Genomic DNA, 18,613 nt, shown 5'->3' with positions numbered 1-18,613 from the left:
CTCTCCTTACTGAGCTTCTGGCATTTGTCGAACATCTACAAAGCGCCCTGCAATAGCTGCTGCTGCTGCCATGGCTGGACTGCAGAGGTGGGTCTTAGCACCAAAGCCCTGTCTGTCTTCAAAGTTGCGGTTGCTGGTTGAAGCGCAGTGGACACCATCAGGAACCTTGTCCGGATTCATTCCTAGGCACATAGAACAACCTGGGTCTCTCCACTCAAAGCCAGCATCTATGAAAACCTTATCCAAACCCAACTTCTCAGCAGCTCGTTTGACAGGACGAGAGCCTGGAACCACGATTGCTGTTAGATTAGGGGCTATTTTCTTCCCTTTAACAAATCGCGCAGCCAGTTGCAAGTCACTGAGACGAGCATTTGTACAAGAGCCGATAAAGATATAACCTAGTTCAATATCAGCTGGCTTTTGACCTGGTTCCAAATCCATATAATTGTAGGCTCGTTCATCATTCATATCCTTAATTTCTGGGAAGCTACTGTCAAAGTCAACACCCATAGCAGGGTTGGTTCCCCAGGTCACCATAGGAGCCAAGTCTGAGACATCCATCTGGATAACCTTATCGTAAACAGCATCATCATCACTGACAATTGTTTTCCAATCCGCCACAGCCTCTTCAAAGTCCTCTGGGACACATTCTCGTCCCTTGAGATAATCATAGGTGGTTTGATCCGGATTCATGATTCCCATCTTAGAACCAAACTCGATGGACATATTGCAGATGGTCATTCGCTCTTCCATGCTCAGTGCATCAATAGCTTGTCCCCGATATTCCACCACATAGCCAACACCACAGGCAACGCCGTACTTGGCAATCAAGGCTAGAATGAAATCCTTAGAATAAACTCCTTTTTGAGGAACACCAGTGAATTCTACCAGCATTTTCTTGGGTTTGACCTGCCAGAGGGTCTGTGTCGCGAAGACATGTTCGACCTCACTGGTCCCAATTCCAAAAGCGATCGCTCCGAAAGCCCCGTGGGTTGCTGTGTGGCTATCTCCACAGACGATGAATTTTCCTGGTTGCGTCCTTCCTGTTTCTGGACCTACCATGTGCACGATTCCTTGTTTTTCAGAACCGTGGGCAGCATGTTCGATCCCAAACTCCTCAACATTTTCAGCCAGCTTATCAATTTGAGCCTTGGAAATTACATCTCGAATATCGTAGATATTGACTGTCGGGACATTGTGGTCAAAAGTTCCAAATGTCAAGTCTGGTCGTCTCAATCTGCGCCCTGCATCTCGTAATCCTTGAAAAGCTTGAGGACTGGTCACTTCATGAATATAGTGCTGATCCACATACATGAGTTGCGGCTGCCCCTCTTCTCCTGTGATGACATGACGGTCCCATAATTTATCAAAAATCGATTTTCCTGCCATCCATTACCTCCAAATAAAATATAAGGCTACTAGTGTGGACACCATCCCGAGAAACCAAACTGTTTTAAAATACCATTTTCGAGTCTTATGGTGAAAGATGATTCCTGCCAAACAGGCACCAAAACCACCACAAGTAAAGGCTAAAATGAGTAAGATTTTCTCTGGGATGCGCCAAACTCTTCTCCTTGCCTTAGATTTGTCAATGCCATAAATCAAGAAAACCATGACATTCCAAATCAAAAGGACTAGAGTAATTCTTTCGTCTAACTTCATAACCTTGCAATAATAGCTTCTGTCATTTCCTTAGTCGAAGCCTGTCCACCTATATCTCTTGTTAAAATGCCAGCCGCTAAACTAGCTTCAACAGCACGCTCAATACGCTCTGCATCCTCATAACGACCAAAACTATCTCTCAACATCATGGCCACTGATAAAATCATGGAGATAGGATTTGCAATGCCTTGACCAGCAATATCAGGTGCTGAACCGTGAATAGGTTCATAGAGACTTGGTCCATTTTCAGAATGACTGGCTGATGGCATAACTCCAAGTGTGCCAGATAGAACGCTTGATTCATCCGAGAGAATATCTCCGAAAAGATTTTCTGTCACGATGACATCAAACTTAGCAGGATTGGTAATCATGAGCATGGCAGCTGAGTCCACCAACTGGTGCTCCAAGGTTACATCTGGAAAATCCTGTGATACCTTCTCAGCTACTTTCCGCCAGAGTTTTGATGTCGCTAGAACATTTTGCTTATCGATACTAGTAACGATTTTTCTGCGATTTCTTGCAATTTCAAAGGCCTTGCGAATAATCCGCTCTACTTCCTCATAGCTATAGTCGTTGATATCACGCGCTTTGCGCTCTTCAAGGATATGATCTCCAAAGTAAATCCCGCCTGTCAACTCACGCACCACGACAAAGTCTACACCAGCAATTCGTTCTGATTTTAGTGGTGACAAATGCTTGAGACTGTCAAAGATTTTTACAGGGCGAATATTAGCATAGAGATTGAGTTCCTTACGGAGAGCTAGCAAGCCTTGTTCAGGCCGAACCGTTTCACTATCATACCGGGGACTACCGATAGCCGCTAGGAGAATGGCATCTGCTTCACGACATACCTTGAGGGTTTCATCAGGTAAGGGATGCCCTGCAGCATCAATACCTGCACCTCCAAAAGGTCGTTTGTCTATTTCATAGACAAAGCCTGTTTTTTTAGCTAGAGCCTCCAGGACCTCTAAACCAGCCTCCATGATTTCTGGGCCAATTCCATCCCCTGCTAGAGCTACTATTTTCTTTGTCATAGCATTCTCCTTTACACACTAGGCATATCGCGGTATGAAACACTGCGTCCCATCTCACCTGCATTCTCTTTTTGGACAAAGGTATTAGCGTTTATATAGGCAATAGCCGAAGCCTTCAACACATCGAAATCAAGACCTGCTGCATTAAAGATAGTCTCTGTATCTCTGTTTTCAACAGTGACCAAGACCCGAGCCTGGGCATCAATTCCATCTGTCACAGCATCAATGGTATAGGACACCAAGCGGACGGATTGATTGAAGAATTTGTCAATAGCGTTAAAGATCGATTCAACGGAACCTTGCCCTGTCGCATTAAATTCGACTTTCTCACCATCCATATTGGCAAGGCTAACGAGTGCTTCAATGTCATTGTCTGCATGAGCTTGAAGTTGTAAATCATCAAAGTGGAATCCTTCTGGGTTTTCAACCATGGTTCCAGCTACCAGCGCACGAATATCTGCATCTGTGATTTCTTGTTTCTTGTCGGCCAGTGCCTTGAACTTAGCAAAGAGTGGTTTGATGTCCTCTTCTGTAAAGTCTAGGGCCAATTCTCTTAGTTTCTCAACAAAGGCATGGCGACCAGACAATTTTCCAAGTGGAAGACTATTACTCTTAACACCGACTAATTCAGGGGTGATGATTTCATAGGTAAGAGGATTTTTAAGGACTCCGTCTTGGTGAATACCAGATTCGTGAGAAAAGGCATTGCCACCGACCACAGCCTTGTTTTTAGGAACTGGAATACCTGAGAAGCGAGAAACCATTTCTGACGTATTGATGGTTTCATTTAAAACAATACTATTTTCTGCTTGATAGTAATCTTGGCGAATATTGAGGGCCACTGCTATTTCTTCCAAGGCAGCATTTCCAGCTCGCTCCCCAATACCGTTGATAGTCCCTTCGACACGTCCTGCACCATTCTTGACAGCAGCAAGACTATTAGCCACTGCCATTCCGAGGTCATCGTGGCAGTGAGGCGAATAGACAATCTGACGATCTGTCTTAACATTCTCAATCAGGTGTTTGAAGATAGCACCGTATTCTTCTGGTGTGGTAAATCCTACCGTATCAGGGATATTGATATAAGACGCACCTGCATCAACCGCTGTTTGAACAACTTGTAAGAGGAAATCCAACTCTGTTCTAGTCGCATCCTCAGGAGAGAATTCGACCACTTCAAACTTAGAACGGGCATAGGAAACATGCTCCTTAATAGCTTCCAAAATCTCTTCCTTGCTCTTATTGAGCTTATACTTACGATGAATTGGACTGGTCGCGATAAAGACGTGAACCTGTGGATACTTGGCATCCTTGAGCGCCTCGTAACATGCATCGATATCAGACTTGACCGAACGTGCCAAACCAGTCACCGCCGTTTTCTTCAAGACCTTAGCAATCTCCTGCACTGCTGTGAATGAATCAGGACTCGCCGCTGGAAAACCAGCTTCTATGGCTGAAATGCCCCATTTCTCCAGCTGTCTTGCAATGGCAATTTTTTCCTTGATTGAAAAATTAACACCAGGTGTCTGTTCTCCATCCCGAAGGCTGGTATCTAGAAATTCAACTGTTCTCATAAGATTTCCCCTTTTCCAAATGTGGTTTTTAAAAAAACATCTCGCTTAGAAGTCCAAGCGAGATGTTGATTCACTCCCGCTTGGTAAGCCAAACAGGACTAATGCTTTTTGCACTAGCCCGAGTACCTCAACAACAAAGCAAATTGATTAAACTTAGCTGTTCTCATGTTTGACTTTCTCCTTCGTTTGATATCTTGTTTAGTATTTTAGCATAGGCAAAAGCACTTGTCAAGAAAAAATCAAATATTTTCTGAAAATTTCTTCAGTATAGAATATTTAGCTAATTGAAAATTATTGAAATGTTTCATTTTTTAGTGGTTAAGTTCCAACTTTTTTCTATCAATTCTAGCACTTCTACATCTGATAAAGTATCATCAAGTGCCACACTAATCCAGTAGCGTTTGTTCATATGAAAGGCTGGATAAATGCCCTTTTTTGAAAGCAAATCAGCTACTTGATCATGTTTGAGGTTGACTGCTTCCACTAGACCTTCTCTACCCTTTTCCAGCTTATCCCAAGAGATTCTCATCAAGACGGCATACCACTTTTTATTGCCTTCATGTCTTAAGACTGCCGTATCAGGCGATTTCTCCCACAAATACTCCAACTGATTACCATACTTTTCCTGAATCTGAGCCATGATACGCTTAGTCTGAGGACAGATAAAATCCTGTACCTCAAAACAAGCCTTCCGAATCTGGTAGAGAATCTCCAGACAAGCCTCACGGACATTTCCGACAAAACTTCCTCTCATACTTTCCATATGAACTTGAGGATAGAGGTCGCCCGTTTCCTGATCAAAGACCTGAAAACTCACATTATCAGCAGTGATGGACACAGTCATGACAAAATCACCCTGCAAAATCATGCAGCTATAAGTCCAAACTCCACTACTTTCTACAAAACCATAGGCACGAGCCTTTTCTTGATTAAACTGATAGGATTTAAAAATTTCAAACATAAGTTAAAACTGCTACCCAAAGCTAGCAGTTCCTTTCTATTTTTTAAAAGACAACCTTGGTTCCATGCAATTGTGTCACGCCCAGCTGGTCAATAAAGGTTTGACGGTTGTCAAGGTCAATCCCCCCACCTGGTAGAATTTCAATTTTACCTTTAACGTGCTCCAAAATTCTGTGATAGTGAGCAAAACGTTTGTCTAGTGAATCGCCAGATACACCCGCACGAGTTAAGATACGAGTGACTCCAGCTTGGCTGAGCCAGTCAATAGCTTCTAGTTGATCTTCATCGCTCAATTCATCAAAGGCCATGTGGAAGACAATTTCCATTCCTTTCGATGCAGCAATTAACTTTTCAAGATTAGGTTTATCCAACTTCTTCTCAGCAGTTAAGGCTCCAAATACAACTCCTTGACTTCCAGCCTGAGCAGTCAATCGAATGTCTTCTAGCATGATTGCAATTTCCATATCATTATAGACAAAGTCGCCACCACGTGGACGAATCATGGTCATAATGGTTGTATCGTAGTTAGCTGCCAATTCAACCGCTGCCTTGGTTACTCCATAGCTTGGTGTTGTTCCTCCCACTGCTAGATTATCACAGAGTTCGATTCGACGAGCTCCAGCCTCCATCGCTTTTTCAAGCAAGGTCACATTTTCAGCACAAAATTCGTAAATCATTTGATTCTCCCTGAAGATTACTTTGAATTTATTATATCATATTGTTGTGAATATGCTTTCATTTTTATCAAGGGAAATAGTTACAAATTTTACTTATTCTTTGTCTGGAATGACCTTGAAGAGATAATAAGTGATAAAGATGGTCAAGGCTCCCAGACCGATTTTGACTGGTAAGAGAGGGGCAAAATAAATGGAAATTCCCATCAAGATATAGATAGATACGATGATTTTTTTCTTACGTTCACGCGCAATAGACTTAGTCTCGCGAAAATCAGCTACATATGCTTGATAGAGCTTGGTATGATAAAGCCAATCTTCGAAGCGCTTGGAACTTCTTGAGAAACAAGCAATAGACAACAAAAGAAAAGGCGTTGTAGGCAACAAGGGTAAAACAACCCCAACAATAGCCAAGGCCAGCGATAAAAAACCAATAATTAGATAAATAATACGCATAACTTCTCCTAGTTAATACTCTTCGAAAATCTCTTCAAACCGCGTCAACGTCGCCTTGACGTAGGTATGGTTCCTGACTTCGTCAGTCTTATCTGCAACCTCAAAGCAGTGCTTTGAGCAACCTGCGGTTAGTTTCCTAGTTTGCTCTTTGATTTTCATTGAGTATAAAATAATCTTCTTCTAGTTTCGCATAAAATGATGAATTTTGTCAAGCACTAATCAAAAAGAGCCTGAAATTGACTTTCAGAACTCTCGTTTTATTTAATCTTTTCTTCTTCGTAGTCACCTTTGCTACAAACAACCTGCTTACCACCACCACGGACTTTTTTCTCCATGAGAAAGTTGCCACATTTTGGACAGTCACGACCAACAGGTTTATCCCAAGAGGTAAATTCACATTCTGGATAGCGATTGCAACCATAGAAGAGCCGGTTACGTTTGGTTTTACGTTCAATGATTTGTCCCTGATGACAGCTTGGACACTCAACACCGATTTCTTTTACGATTGCTTGGGTATGACGGCAATCTGGGAAATTGCTACAAGCGTAGAACTTACCAAAACGACCAAGTTTAATGACCATTGGACTGCCACACACTTCACAGTCAAATCCAGCTGGTTCATCCTTGATCTGGATTTTTTCCATTTCTTCTTCAGCCTTGGCGACTTCTTTAGAGAATGGTTTGTAAAAGGCGTCTATAACACGTTGCCACTGCTCTTTTCCGACTTCGACATCATCCAGCTTGCCTTCCATTTCAGCTGTAAAGGTCACATTTACGATATCTGGGAAATAGTCAACGATGAGCTTGTTAACAATTTCTCCCAACTCTGTCGGTTCAAAACGTTTGGCTACAAGGCGAACATAATAACGTTTCTGAATGGTTTCAATGGTTGGCGCGTAGGTTGACGGACGTCCAACTCCATTTTCCTCCAAGGTCTTGATAAGGGTCGCTTCAGAATAACGGGCAGGCGGTTGAGTAAAATGTTGCTCTGGTTTGCTATTAACCTGCTTAACCACATCTCCAACAGCCATATCTGGTAACATCTTATTCTTATCAGAATCATTATAAATGGCAAGATAACCATCAAACTTAACCTGACTACCATTGGCAGCAAATTGAACTCCATTTTGAGACAATTTAACAGCCATGGTATCAAAGACAGCAGCTGTCATCTGGCTAGCCACAAAACGATTCCAAATAAGGGTATAAAGCTTAAGCTGATCCTTGTTCAGATACTTAGCAATACTTTCAGGTGTATTAAAGACACTAGACGGACGAATAGCCTCGTGGGCATCCTGAGCTCCTGAAGCATTTTTGACCTTGCTGCCATGCTTAGAATACTTACTACCAAAACGGTCCGTAATGAAACTTGCTGCTTCATTTTGCGCTACAGGACTGATACGAGTCGAATCGGTACGCATATAGGTAATCAAACCTTGAACACCAGAACCGATATTAATCCCTTCATAGAGCTGTTGGGCAACCATCATGGTCTTTCGAGTACGGAAATTAATTTTATTGGCAGCATCCATCTGCATAGATGAAGTGGTATAGGGTAAAGGAGCATTGCGTTTACGCTCTTTCTTATCTACCTGATCCACTGAAAAATCTTTGCTAGTCAGACGAGACAAGACTTCCTTGACCTCATCATTGCTAGTCAGTTTAAGCTTTTTACCATCTACTCCATAGAAGGAAGCCTGAAATTGCTTGGTTCCTTTTTTAAAGACAGCATCAATTGTCCAATATTCTTCTGGTTGGAAGGCATTAATTTCATTCTCACGGTCAATGATTAACTTAAGTGCAATAGACTGAACGCGACCTGCTGACAAGCCCTTCTTGACCTTCTTCCACAAAATAGGCGAAATCGAATAGCCTACCAAGCGGTCTAGGACACGACGAGCCTGTTGGGCATCAACCAAGTCCATATCAATCTTACGCGGTTCTTTAAAAGCATTTTTGACAGCATCTTTGGTGATTTCATTGAAGACCACACGGTTGGCATCATTTTCATCCAAGTTGAGAATATGAGCCAAATGCCAAGAAATCGCTTCTCCTTCACGGTCCGGGTCACTCGCCAGAAAGACTTTATTAGCTTTTTTAGCTTCTTTTTTCAAGTCATTGATAAGAGGACCTTTTCCTCGGATATTGATATATTGCGGTTCATAATTATTTTCAATATCGACGGACATACTGGATTTCTTCAAATCCCGAATATGCCCGACACTGGCTAGAACCTTGTAGTTTCTGCCTAGATATTTCTCAATCGTCTTGGCCTTAGCAGGCGACTCCACGATTACTAGATTTTTTTTAACTGTTGTTTTTTTCTTTTTTGTTGCCGTAGCCACAGTATCACACCTTTTCAAAGTAATAAACTTTATAAAGTGTAAACCATTTTTTGAACCCTGTCAAGACTTAGCTACTATAATAGAAGAAAAGTTTGTCTAGTGAGCGGACTTTCTTCTTATACTCAATGAAAATCAAAGAGCAAACTAGGAAGCTAGCCGCAGGTTGCTCAAAACACTGTTTTGAGGTTGCAGATGGAAGCTGACGTGGTTTGAAGAGATTTTCGAAGAGTATTAAAATTCAAATTCCGCAAGAACATCCTTCCCACTTGTAACCAATTTTGCCCCTTCTTGAATCAAATGATGGCAACCATCTGATAGTCCATCTAAAATGCTACCAGGAATAGCAAAGACATCGCGCCCTTCTTCCATTGCTCTCTCACAGGTAATGAGACTACCTGAGCGCATCTTGGCCTCTGCTACAATCACGCCACGACAAAGTCCAGCGATAATGCGATTACGGGCAGGAAAATGAAATTTCAGAGGTTGTTCGCCAGGTCCATATTCACTTAGAACCAGATGATCATTTCCGATGTAGTCTTGCAAGCGTTTATTAGCTTTAGGATAAAACACATCCAGACCTGTTCCAATCACTGCAATGGTTTTGCCGCCATTCTGAAGAGCTGCCATATGAGCTGCTGTATCAATGCCCTTGGCTAATCCACTGACGATAACCAGTTCATTTTCCAGACCTTGAATGACTTTTTCAACTGACTTAGCTCCCTGTTTGCTACAAGCACGACTACCCACAACCGCTACCTTCGGGAATTTCAAGAGGTCAAGATTTCCCTTGTAAAATAAAAGTACAGGTGCATCGTATATTTCACTCAAATCCCAAGGGTAACAGTCATCTAAAATAGAGAAAGATGGAAATTTTTGAAACTCCTTCTCCAAATGCGTATCGTCTATCTGAAAATAACGTTCCATAAAAACAGCTGGATTTCGGCAACCTGATATTTCTGCAATATCACCCAACAAAAGTTCTTGATCGACATTTTCACCGTATTCTAGAACGTTCAAAATCTGTTGATTGGTCAAACCTGATTTTTTCAATTTATAGATTTCATAGTTTGTGATTTTCATAAATAACTCCATTTCTTTATCTACTCATCTATTTATTCGTAAAAAATCAAAAAAACATCCGACTATTTTAGCCAGATGTTGGAATCCTTAATTTTCGTTTTTAAGAATTTCTTCTAATTTATGGTAGTCTTGGACGCTATCGATCTCATAGATGCTATTACCTTCTAATTCTTCGACATAGACATCTAGCTCTTTGATATTATCCTTAACCATATTGTCCCAGTATAGATCAACAAATTCTCCACTTGCATAAGCCTTGTCGATAAAGCTGACAATCTTTTCTGCAGTTGGAGCATCCCAGAAGGATACACCACTAAGGATGCGACCAGCCTTGCTATCAACAATAATGTCTTGAACCTTGTAGTCATCTCCATAAACCAAGAACCATTCGTTGGTACAATCTTCACGATAGACACTAAAATAAGTAGAACGTGTCAAATCATTGCGGAACATATTTTTAAAGAGATAGTTGTCTGCATCAATAACATAGCTGTTGGCCAATTCTTCTTTTACAAGATAGAGAGAGTAAAAGTTATTGTAGTCAGCGTATTTATCATTGAAAACGAGGCGAACACCATATTTTTCTTTCAAATAATCAAATTGTTCTTTAAGATAACCAACAATGATAATAATCTCGTTAATTCCTTTTTCTTTTAAAAACTCAATTTGGTATTCAATCAAAGGTTTTTGATTAACCTGAACCAAGGCTTTAGGGGTATTTTCAGTCATAGGACGCAAGCGAGTTCCCAATCCCGCTGCTAAGATGATGGCTTTCACACGAATCTCCTTTATTCTTTAATAATAATATAAACTCCAGCAATGACGACAAGTGACGTAATAATTGTCAGCATATCTAGCGGTGCACCCAAGAAAACAACTGCGAACAAGACAGTCCATACTACATAGCTCACATTCAAGCCTGTAGCCTTGGCTGGTTGCAAGCGATTGATAGCGATATAATAAGCCAAGTAGGAAATCATATCAAAGGCTGCAAAGACAATCATGAGACCTAGCAATTGTCCATTGGCCACTTCTGCAAATGACTGATGAGAGAAGAGCACAATCACAAGATAGGACAAGAATGAAGTTACTTGACGGATTAAGAGAGCTTCGATTTCACTCAGTTCACTTTCCATGGCAAAGGAGCTAAGAACACTCTCACTTCCCCATGCAATGGCACAAACCAATGCACAGAGAATACCAATATAGAAAGAATTAACCTGTTCAACCTTATAAGTTTGAGCAATAATCCCTCCAATAATCAAGACAATCCCAAACACAGTATTTTTTGAAATCTTGTGCTTCAAAAAGAAGAAAGCCAATAAAACTGAAATCGCAGGATAGATAGCGGATACTGATGAAGCTAAGGAACTTCCGATATACTTAACCGCATAAAGATTGGCCTGCATACCGATAGGGCCTGCTAGCAAGGCTCCGATGATAACACTAACATTGCGAATATTTAAGAAAATTGAGAGACGAACTTTTCCTTCTTTTACCAAGAGAAAAGCTAGTAAGATAAAGATACTCAAGAAATCGTGAGCAGCGGCCACCACAAAGGGCGACAAATCTGTAAAAATCGAAAAGATATAAGCACTAATCGTTAGACCTAAACCCCAGAAAATACCTGAGAGTAGACCAAAAGAAACTCCATTTTTATTTTTCATCTGAACCTCCATAATATGACAAACCTTTAACAGCTCTTTGGTAACGACTCACACCATAGTCACCAAAATTTGCACCCTGCTCTTCCTTATAGACTGTCCATAAACTCCAAATAGTATCTTGTAAAATTTTATAAATGGTAATCTTTTCTCGAGAGACAGGTGTTTTGTCACTTTCATAATGTGACAAGAAGACTTCTTCCTCTTGACGAGTGAATTCAGACTCTAAAAAGAGAGCAGCCAAATCCCACATTGGATCGTTCATTGATGAATATTCCCAGTCAATCAGATATAGACGTCCTTGAGGTGATTCAATAAAGTTTTCAGGCACCAAATCGATATGACAAGATTTTCTGTCAACACCTAAGTCAGCCAGTCTTTTCTCTAAGGAGAAGACTTCTTCTCGAACAGCTTCATAGTTAGCATAAGGGATTTTTTCCTCAATCAAGGATTCGTATTTTTTGATTTCTTCAAAAGGAGCAAATTCTCCTCTTAATTCCTTGCCAGAAGCATGAATAGTTTGTAATATTGGAGCAATTTTATCAAATTTGGTCTTGATTGACCTTGAATCAAGCGTAATCGCAGATTCGATATACTCATTTACTTTGTACCAGCTTCAATATCAAAAAGATAATTTTTTACATCTAAGTCTAAATCCTTTAGTAGTTCAAGATTGTACTTTTCATCTTGACGATTGATCAGTTTTTCAGTCCCTTTACCAAAGAATTTAACAATGTATTGCTTATTTGTTGTTTTGGCCAAATAGTTTTGATTGGTCATTCCCCCCAGTTGTTCAACACTGAGGACTTCCTCTTCTGCACTAAGTAAGGAAGAAATTTTTTCTTTAATGATTTTCTCCACAATTAACCTCCAGTTCTTATACTTCCCACTTAAACACGGTTTTAAAAGCTGTGTTTAAATCGGTTGCAAAGACACGGTGAATATCTTTAATTTCTCTTACAGGTTCTTCTAGATAAAGGATATTTTTAAGACGATTGGCAAATTTCTTGACTTCCATCATTTGGATGGCATTTTCAAAATCAATGCGACCAGAACGAGAGGACCCAACCAAGAGCAAGCCTTTTTCTAAGGCATCGCGAGTATTGAGATTGACTTTATACTCACTAACTCCCATCATAAGAATCGTTCCTTGAGGACGAATATAGCGAATCAAATCATTAATAGCTGGTCCAGTACCATCACCACCACAACACTCAAAAGCATGGTCAAAGGCCAAATCTTCAGGAATATTATCAGTAATATAGCATTCTTTGGCAAAAGAGAAGAGTTCCAACTTTTCCCAATGACGACCAATAACCACAATCTCTGCTTCTGGCAAAGTATAGTTGATAATATTGGCAACCACAAATGCTAAACTTCCATCTCCGATAACGGCAATTCGGTTCCGCTTGCTGTGAGCAAGAGTCAGTAAGCGATTCATGGCATGCATACCAACACTGACAAACTCTGTAATGGCTGCAACCGTGTCTTCGATAGCATCATAAGTCACCACACGGTCTTTAGGAAGAGAAACAAACTCTCTCATAAAGCCATCAAATCCACTAGACAAGAAATGGGTCCCTGTCATGTAGTTCTCATAGAATTCTTCATCACTCTGCATAGGAGGCTGATTAGGAATCATGACAACTTTTTGCCCAACCTCGTAGGTTCCTGTCGGATCAGAAATAACGGTTCCACATGACTCGTGAATCATTGCCATTGGAAGTTTTTTATTCAAAATCTTTGGATCACGTTTTCCTTGATAGTAACGCTGATCCGCATGACAGACAGCCATGTAGTTGGGGCGGATGAGGATATGATTCTCTTGGTCAATATCCTCTTCCTGGTATTTGACGTTAATAAACTTGGGCTTAGTCAGTTGATAAATTTGATTAATCATATCACTAGTCTTTCTCAATCATACTTTTTGCAATCTTCAAATCTGTCACTGTTGTGATTTTAAGATTTGAGTATTCCCCCTTAGCCAAGGCCACATCTTTTCCTTTAATGACGAAGATTTTACATGCATCTGTTAAGATTTCCTTCTCTTCAACAGAGAGAGAGCCATAAAGATTCATGAAGTCCTTGCAACGGAATGTTTGAGGTGTTTGTCCTTGATAAAGGTGAGCACGATTTGGAATATCTGTAATAAATTGACCGTTAGTGCTTTCAACGATAGTATCAACAGCTTCTACCACTGTGTCCACTGCGTCATGATTTTGAGCAAGTTGGATATTGTCCTGAATCATGCGAAGCGTAATAAATGGACGAACAGAATCGTGGGTAACAATGATATCCTCTGGAGTAAGCGGACGATAAGCATCAATGGCTTCAATGATTTTCTCAATACTTGTATTGCGGTCAGCACCACCTTTTGTAATGATGATACGTTCCTTATGAAGAGGAAGATATTTATCTACAAGATCTTCTGCATGAGAAACCCAGTCTCCATGAACCCCAACTACAATTTTTTCAATACTTGGTTCCAAGACAAATTTTTCAATTGTATGAATCAAGATAGGTCGATCACCTAGCTCTAAAAATTGTTTTGGCAAGTTACTGATTCCCATGCGTGTGCCAGTTCCACCGGCAAGAATTCCTGCATAAATCATCTATTTTCTCCTTTGTCTTACTAAAAAACTTATTCTCTTTATTATACCACAATCTAGTTCTATCATGAAAGAAATACTGGTCCTCCCCTTCTAGAATAGGAGAAACGTAACTTCTCAAAGTAACTTCCATCTCTCTCCCAAAACTGGAAGTTACTCTCAGACGACGAATTATGCTAGAATTAAGTCTGAGACTTTTCGTGAGGAGGTACCTCATGCCGAAAAAACAAAAACATCTCACCCTAGAAGACCGTATTGACATCCAAACTGGAATCAGCCAACAGGAGACTTTCCGTTCCATCGCTGAGAAGATTGGAAAAGACCCGTCAACGATTTCAAAGGAAATCAAGCGCAATCGCATCATGCATCCAACATCCGTCAAATCTGATTGCACGGATTGCCCACTTCTCAAAAAAGCTCCTTATGTCTGTAACAACTGTCCAAAAAAGAGGACGGATTGTGGCTTTAACCGCTATCTTTACTACGCGAAAAAGGCGCAGGAACAGTACGAGACTATGTTGAGGGAATCCAGACAGGGCATCCCCCTAAACAAGGAAAGTTTTTATCAGATGGATAAGGTCTTAACCCAAGGCATCCAGAAGAAACAAAGCATCTACCATATCATTCAGACACATAACCTACCTGTGTCGAAAGCTACGGTGTATCGGCATACCAAGCTGGGATATCTGACACCCAAGCCCATTGATTTTCCTCGGATAGTCAAGTTCAAGGAACGCAGAAAATCCAGAAAAGTAGCTATTCTCAAAGAGCTAAAAATTGGGCGAACCTACCAAGATTTCCAAAAGTTACGAGAAACAGATGATTTCTTCAAATGGTTGGAAATGGACACGGTCATCGGCAGACCTGGTGGAAAGCTACTGCTCACCTTCAACGTTTCCTTCTGCAACTTCCTCTTCGCCTTGCTTTTGGGCAACAAGACCGCTCTGGAGGTCGCCACTAAATTCGCAGCTTTGAAAGAAAGAGTCATGGACGGAGGGTATGCGTTCCATCAGCTGTTCCCTGTCATTCTCACGGACAACGGATCTGAGTTCTCCTATGTGGAGGAGCTTGAGCGAGACATTGATGGGAAGTCTCACCTCTACTTCTGCGACCCTAGCCGTCCTGACCAGAAGGGGCGGATTGAGAAGAACCATACAGTTTTGCGAGCCATTCTTCCCAAGGGCACTTCCTTTGACCAGCTGACTCAGAAAGACGTCAATCTAGTCATTTCCCATGTCAATTCCTTGAAACGAGAAGAGTTTCAAGGAAAATCTGCTTACAACGTCTTCACCTTCAACTTTGGCGAGGACATCGCTGCTCTTCTGGGGTGCCAATTTGTCAAACCAGAAGACACACACTTATCACCTGATTTATTGAAATAAAGGGAATTTTCCCCTCTAACTACACATCTTATCACCATCGAAAAGTCTCACACTAAACGCTAGCAACTGGAAGTTACTCTAAGACGACTCTGTTTTAGGGCTATTTGTCGTGCACTTTTTTCTGAGTCTTTTCGCTTTTGAACCCTTATATATCAAGAAAAAGAAAACCAGCGGAAGTTAGTCTAAGACGGATTTCCACTGATTTCACGCGTTTTTCTTATACTAAAAGCTAGGTTGTGGGAAACTGGAAGTTAGTTTTAGAAGTTACCAGAATAGGAGAATTATGCAGTCCTATTATTCAAAGAAACAAGCCCGTTTCTAGTAATGACTAGGAATTCTGTAGTCATTACTAATAAATGGCTGTGAAATTTTAGACTTCTTCAGAATAATATAATTTCCTTAAAGAAAACTTAAAATCAAACTTTGAGACTTCAAAGTGATTACTGGACTTACTGCCCTTCATTTCTTATTAGCTAACTTTATGATATAATAAAAAACGAGGTAAATTGAATGAAAAGTATAAAATTAAATGCTCTATCCTATATTGAACTGACCCCAGAAAAAGTAGCTTTATTTCTTAAGAATTTTAATAGTTTAAAGCACTTAGCACCTGTTTATATTGATGAAACATGATTCGATACTTATTTTTATTGAGAATATGGTCGCTCATTAAAAGGCCAGTTAATAAGAGGTAAGGTATCTGGAAAAAGATATCAGAGGATTTCTTTGGTTGCAGGTCTAACAAATGGTGAGTTAATCGCTCCAATGACTTACGAAGAGACGATGACGAGCGACTTTTTTGAAGCTTGGTTTCAGAAGTTTTTCTTACCGACATTAAATACACCATCAGTTATTATTATGGATAATGCAAGATTCCATAGAATGGGTAAGCTAGAACTTTTATGCTAAGAGTTTGGGCATAAACTTTTACCACTTCCTCCCTATTCACCTGAGTACAATCCTATTGAGAAAACATGGGCTCATATCAAAAAGCACCTCAAAAATGTATTACCAAGTTGCACTACCTTTTACGAAGCTCTTTTGTCCTATTCTTGTTTCAATTGACTATATCTTTTCACATTCTGATCTCGTTTTAGTACTTGCCAATCTTCAACATATCAAGAATGTACCTGGCCGTAAGACAGATGTGAAGGACGCTGAATGGATGGCTCAACTCGGTCGTTGCAGACTAATTGAACCTTCCTATATTCCTACCCCTGAAGTGATACAGCTTAGTTTACTGACACGTCGTATGCGTTCTTACAAGCAACGTCAAACTCAAATTAAAAATGAAATTCACAATCTCTTACAAAGGGCCAATATCAAGCTAATCAGCTATCTTTCTGATATTTTTTCTAAAACGGGGCAAGCACTTTTAAAATTATTCATTGACGGAGAAACCATTAATGTAGAATCTGTTATCCCTTGTATCCAGAAGCGAGTGAAAACAAGTCCAGAAGAACTCGTGGAAGCGATGGAAGGAAAGTTGTCACTAGAAGACCGCTTTCTCTTAGACCAGAGCTTAGAGGAATGTCAGATGTATCAGGAACTCATTGAAAAATTGACCGATGAGATTCAACACTACATCGAAAAGGAGTTTCCCTGAGGAAAATAGGATACTTCAAACCATTCCCGGTGTGAATGAAAACTGTGCTGCCACTATTCTAGCTGAGATTGGACCAACTGTTACAGCCTTTCCGTCCGATGCACACTTAGCATCATGGGCTGGACTCTGTCCAGGGTCTTATGAAAGTGCTGGCATTAAAAAATCCTCACACATCACGCAAGGAAATCGCTATATCAAACAGGCTTTGACCATATCGGGATTAATTGCAGCACATTCTAAGGATCCAGCTTTTTCTTCTTTTTACAATCGAATTTCCCAAAGAGGAAGCAAGATGAAAGCCGTCATTGCTTGTGCTCATAAGATTCTCAGAATCATTTACAAACTACTCTCCACCAAGCAGACTTATCAAAAAGAAAAGGCGCTAGGACTGAGGAAACAGTTCTAACGCCAAAACTAAAAAATTCAATTACAGCATAGCACGGGAAGTGATTTTTTGCGCTTTTTTACTGTTTTTTCAAATAAAAAGAAAGGACGAAATGTGTCCTTTCTCTCTATCTTAGCTTTTCTTCAATCTATTACAATAGATAGAGAACTCAATTTCTTATAAGTAAAGGAATTTGAAAATAGCTACTGCTGCAATTGCTGCTGCGATAGGTGCTACTACTGGTACCCAAGAATACCACCATTTTGAATCGCCTTTGTGCTCACCAAGAACTGATTTTGGAAGGAAAGCATGAAGGAGACGTGGTCCCAAGTCACGAGCAGGGTTCAAGGCAGGTCCTGTAGGTCCACCAAGTGATGTTACCAAGGCCATAACAAGGAATCCAAGTGCCAAGTGAGCTACTGAAAGTCCTGAAGCAGTATGTGGTGCTACTTGGGCTTTGATTGCTAAATCAGAAAAGTCAACATTTTGACCTGCTTGACTAGCCATTTGTTTCATGTATTGAAGCACTTCAGAACCAAAGAAGTTTTTAGTCATTCCAAGGGCTGCAAAGAAAAGAACAAATGATCCAACAAACTCATTTACAAAACCATTAACAGTTGCTGCAAAATGTGATTCTTTTGTACCATTATCCAAACTTGAAATTGTTGAGAAAGTACCCAAAATGTTGTTTGGATTTTCAGTTTTCAAGTAGTATGGGCGGTGTGTTGCCACAACCAAGGCTTGACCAAAGATAGCACCCAAAACTTGTGCAATGATATAAGGCGCAACTTGTGCCCAAGGGAAAAGACCGCTGATTGCAAGTCCAAGAGTGAAGGCTGGGTTGATGTGATTTCCAGATACGTTACCAAACATTAATGCTGGGATCATAACCCCCATACCATAACCAACAGCGATAACGATCCAGCCACTTTGGTGACCTTTCGTACCTTTAAGTTCAACGTTGGCAACTGCACCATTTCCAAGAATGATCAAAATAGCAGTTCCCAAAAATTCAGTGGCATATTTAATTGCCCATGTGAAATCCATTTGATAGATTCTCCTTAAAATTTTTTAGACAATCCTTATTCTATCAATTTTTACATCTTTTAGCAACTACTTTCCCGAAAGATTGTGACAGAAAACGGTTCCAAATCTTATAAACTAATCTTTTTTTCAAGATGT

Annotated in this window: 17 protein-coding genes and 2 pseudogenes; 4 read left to right on the top strand and 15 right to left on the bottom strand. The window is 40.5% G+C overall.

The features are described 5' to 3' along the window. Nucleotides 1-6: 6 nt before the first annotated feature. The 14 genes and pseudogenes from leuC to ACAM22_RS03900 all read right to left on the bottom strand — a co-directional run bounded on the left by leuC (nucleotide 7) and on the right by ACAM22_RS03900 (nucleotide 14,061). Nucleotides 7-1,389, bottom strand: coding sequence for a 3-isopropylmalate dehydratase large subunit (gene leuC, locus ACAM22_RS03965; protein ID WP_196311757.1), 1,383 nt, complete (start codon nucleotides 1,387-1,389; stop codon nucleotides 7-9). A 3-nt stretch (nucleotides 1,390-1,392) separates the two neighbouring features. Next, a complete protein-coding gene (locus ACAM22_RS03960; RefSeq protein ID WP_261023815.1) occupies nucleotides 1,393-1,662 on the bottom strand; it encodes a DUF1294 domain-containing protein in 270 nt (89 codons plus the stop codon). Beyond that, complete coding sequence (leuB, locus tag ACAM22_RS03955) at nucleotides 1,659-2,696, bottom strand: 3-isopropylmalate dehydrogenase (RefSeq protein ID WP_261052777.1); 1,038 nt, start codon at nucleotides 2,694-2,696, stop codon at nucleotides 1,659-1,661. The genes ACAM22_RS03960 and leuB overlap by 4 nt, the downstream gene beginning before the upstream one ends. 11 nt (nucleotides 2,697-2,707) lie before the next feature. Further along, the gene (locus ACAM22_RS03950; protein ID WP_369606968.1) at nucleotides 2,708-4,270 is read right to left on the bottom strand and encodes a 2-isopropylmalate synthase; all 1,563 of its coding nucleotides are present in this window, start codon (nucleotides 4,268-4,270) and stop codon (nucleotides 2,708-2,710) included. A 304-nt stretch (nucleotides 4,271-4,574) separates the two neighbouring features. Further along, nucleotides 4,575-5,231: an MmcQ/YjbR family DNA-binding protein gene (locus ACAM22_RS03945; protein WP_261052781.1), complete on the bottom strand. Its 657-nt coding sequence runs from the start codon at nucleotides 5,229-5,231 to the stop codon at nucleotides 4,575-4,577. A gap of 43 nt (nucleotides 5,232-5,274) precedes the next feature. Next, on the bottom strand, nucleotides 5,275-5,907 hold the full coding sequence (locus ACAM22_RS03940) for a copper homeostasis protein CutC (RefSeq protein ID WP_261052784.1): 633 nt from the start codon (nucleotides 5,905-5,907) through the stop codon (nucleotides 5,275-5,277). Nucleotides 5,908-6,000: 93 nt separating this feature from the next. Beyond that, nucleotides 6,001-6,360, bottom strand: coding sequence for a YbaN family protein (locus ACAM22_RS03935; protein WP_001220352.1), 360 nt, complete (start codon nucleotides 6,358-6,360; stop codon nucleotides 6,001-6,003). A gap of 257 nt (nucleotides 6,361-6,617) precedes the next feature. Then, nucleotides 6,618-8,705 (bottom strand): type I DNA topoisomerase, encoded by a 2,088-nt coding sequence (topA, locus tag ACAM22_RS03930; RefSeq protein WP_261052787.1) that lies wholly within the window; start codon nucleotides 8,703-8,705, stop codon nucleotides 6,618-6,620. A gap of 231 nt (nucleotides 8,706-8,936) precedes the next feature. Continuing rightward, a complete protein-coding gene (gene dprA, locus ACAM22_RS03925; protein ID WP_261052793.1) occupies nucleotides 8,937-9,785 on the bottom strand; it encodes a DNA-processing protein DprA in 849 nt (282 codons plus the stop codon). Nucleotides 9,786-9,872: 87 nt separating this feature from the next. Then, nucleotides 9,873-10,562: a sugar phosphate nucleotidyltransferase gene (locus ACAM22_RS03920; RefSeq protein ID WP_000643976.1), complete on the bottom strand. Its 690-nt coding sequence runs from the start codon at nucleotides 10,560-10,562 to the stop codon at nucleotides 9,873-9,875. Nucleotides 10,563-10,573: 11 nt separating this feature from the next. After that, nucleotides 10,574-11,452 carry a DMT family transporter gene (locus ACAM22_RS03915; protein ID WP_004269680.1) on the bottom strand — a complete coding sequence of 293 codons (879 nt, stop codon included), beginning with the start codon at nucleotides 11,450-11,452 and terminating at the stop codon, nucleotides 10,574-10,576. Continuing rightward, nucleotides 11,442-12,310: pseudogene (locus ACAM22_RS03910) on the bottom strand (phosphotransferase). Before ACAM22_RS03910 ends, ACAM22_RS03915 begins: the two are co-directional and overlap by 11 nt. Nucleotides 12,311-12,326: 16 nt before the next feature. Next, nucleotides 12,327-13,349, bottom strand: coding sequence for a ribitol-5-phosphate dehydrogenase (locus ACAM22_RS03905; protein WP_261052796.1), 1,023 nt, complete (start codon nucleotides 13,347-13,349; stop codon nucleotides 12,327-12,329). A 4-nt stretch (nucleotides 13,350-13,353) separates the two neighbouring features. Beyond that, nucleotides 13,354-14,061 carry a 2-C-methyl-D-erythritol 4-phosphate cytidylyltransferase gene (locus ACAM22_RS03900; protein WP_261052798.1) on the bottom strand — a complete coding sequence of 236 codons (708 nt, stop codon included), beginning with the start codon at nucleotides 14,059-14,061 and terminating at the stop codon, nucleotides 13,354-13,356. 212 nt (nucleotides 14,062-14,273) lie between these two features. Between ACAM22_RS03900 and ACAM22_RS03895 the strand changes: the two genes are divergently transcribed. From ACAM22_RS03895 to ACAM22_RS03880, 4 genes and pseudogenes are all read left to right on the top strand, one after another. Beyond that, nucleotides 14,274-15,440 carry an IS30 family transposase gene (locus ACAM22_RS03895; protein ID WP_369606967.1) on the top strand — a complete coding sequence of 389 codons (1,167 nt, stop codon included), beginning with the start codon at nucleotides 14,274-14,276 and terminating at the stop codon, nucleotides 15,438-15,440. A 531-nt stretch (nucleotides 15,441-15,971) separates the two neighbouring features. Beyond that, nucleotides 15,972-16,505: pseudogene (locus ACAM22_RS03890) on the top strand (transposase); the annotation flags it as partial. Continuing rightward, nucleotides 16,444-17,046: a transposase gene (locus ACAM22_RS03885; protein WP_261054018.1), complete on the top strand. Its 603-nt coding sequence runs from the start codon at nucleotides 16,444-16,446 to the stop codon at nucleotides 17,044-17,046. The pseudogene ACAM22_RS03890 and the gene ACAM22_RS03885, both read left to right, overlap by 62 nt. After that, nucleotides 17,009-17,452, top strand: a complete 444-nt coding sequence (locus ACAM22_RS03880; RefSeq protein WP_261054020.1) for a transposase — start codon at nucleotides 17,009-17,011, stop codon at nucleotides 17,450-17,452. Before ACAM22_RS03885 ends, ACAM22_RS03880 begins: the two co-directional genes overlap by 38 nt. A 156-nt stretch (nucleotides 17,453-17,608) precedes the next feature. On the opposite strand, the gene gla is transcribed toward ACAM22_RS03880, so the two are convergent. Continuing rightward, nucleotides 17,609-18,478: an aquaglyceroporin Gla gene (gla, locus tag ACAM22_RS03875; protein ID WP_049491488.1), complete on the bottom strand. Its 870-nt coding sequence runs from the start codon at nucleotides 18,476-18,478 to the stop codon at nucleotides 17,609-17,611. Nucleotides 18,479-18,613: the final 135 nt, after the last annotated feature.

The organism is Streptococcus sp. SN-1 (assembly GCF_041154385.1).
In the GTDB taxonomy this organism is placed as follows: Bacteria; Bacillota; Bacilli; order Lactobacillales; family Streptococcaceae; genus Streptococcus; species Streptococcus mitis_CT.
Note: the sequence above shows the minus strand (reverse complement) of the source record. Positions and strands in the feature narration are given on the sequence as shown.

Coding starts and splice junctions, on each gene's coding strand:
- leuC (WP_196311757.1), bottom strand. CDS start 1,389: ATGGCAGGAAAATCGATTTTTGATAAATTATGGGACCGTCATGTCATC.
- ACAM22_RS03960 (WP_261023815.1), bottom strand. CDS start 1,662: ATGAAGTTAGACGAAAGAATTACTCTAGTCCTTTTGATTTGGAATGTC.
- leuB (WP_261052777.1), bottom strand. CDS start 2,696: ATGACAAAGAAAATAGTAGCTCTAGCAGGGGATGGAATTGGCCCAGAA.
- ACAM22_RS03950 (WP_369606968.1), bottom strand. CDS start 4,270: ATGAGAACAGTTGAATTTCTAGATACCAGCCTTCGGGATGGAGAACAG.
- ACAM22_RS03945 (WP_261052781.1), bottom strand. CDS start 5,231: ATGTTTGAAATTTTTAAATCCTATCAGTTTAATCAAGAAAAGGCTCGT.
- ACAM22_RS03940 (WP_261052784.1), bottom strand. CDS start 5,907: ATGATTTACGAATTTTGTGCTGAAAATGTGACCTTGCTTGAAAAAGCG.
- ACAM22_RS03935 (WP_001220352.1), bottom strand. CDS start 6,360: ATGCGTATTATTTATCTAATTATTGGTTTTTTATCGCTGGCCTTGGCT.
- dprA (WP_261052793.1), bottom strand. CDS start 9,785: ATGAAAATCACAAACTATGAAATCTATAAATTGAAAAAATCAGGTTTG.
- ACAM22_RS03915 (WP_004269680.1), bottom strand. CDS start 11,452: ATGAAAAATAAAAATGGAGTTTCTTTTGGTCTACTCTCAGGTATTTTC.
- ACAM22_RS03905 (WP_261052796.1), bottom strand. CDS start 13,349: ATGATTAATCAAATTTATCAACTGACTAAGCCCAAGTTTATTAACGTC.
- ACAM22_RS03900 (WP_261052798.1), bottom strand. CDS start 14,061: ATGATTTATGCAGGAATTCTTGCCGGTGGAACTGGCACACGCATGGGA.
- ACAM22_RS03895 (WP_369606967.1), top strand. CDS start 14,274: ATGCCGAAAAAACAAAAACATCTCACCCTAGAAGACCGTATTGACATC.
- ACAM22_RS03885 (WP_261054018.1), top strand. CDS start 16,444: ATGTATTACCAAGTTGCACTACCTTTTACGAAGCTCTTTTGTCCTATT.
- ACAM22_RS03880 (WP_261054020.1), top strand. CDS start 17,009: ATGAGATTCAACACTACATCGAAAAGGAGTTTCCCTGAGGAAAATAGG.
- gla (WP_049491488.1), bottom strand. CDS start 18,478: ATGGATTTCACATGGGCAATTAAATATGCCACTGAATTTTTGGGAACT.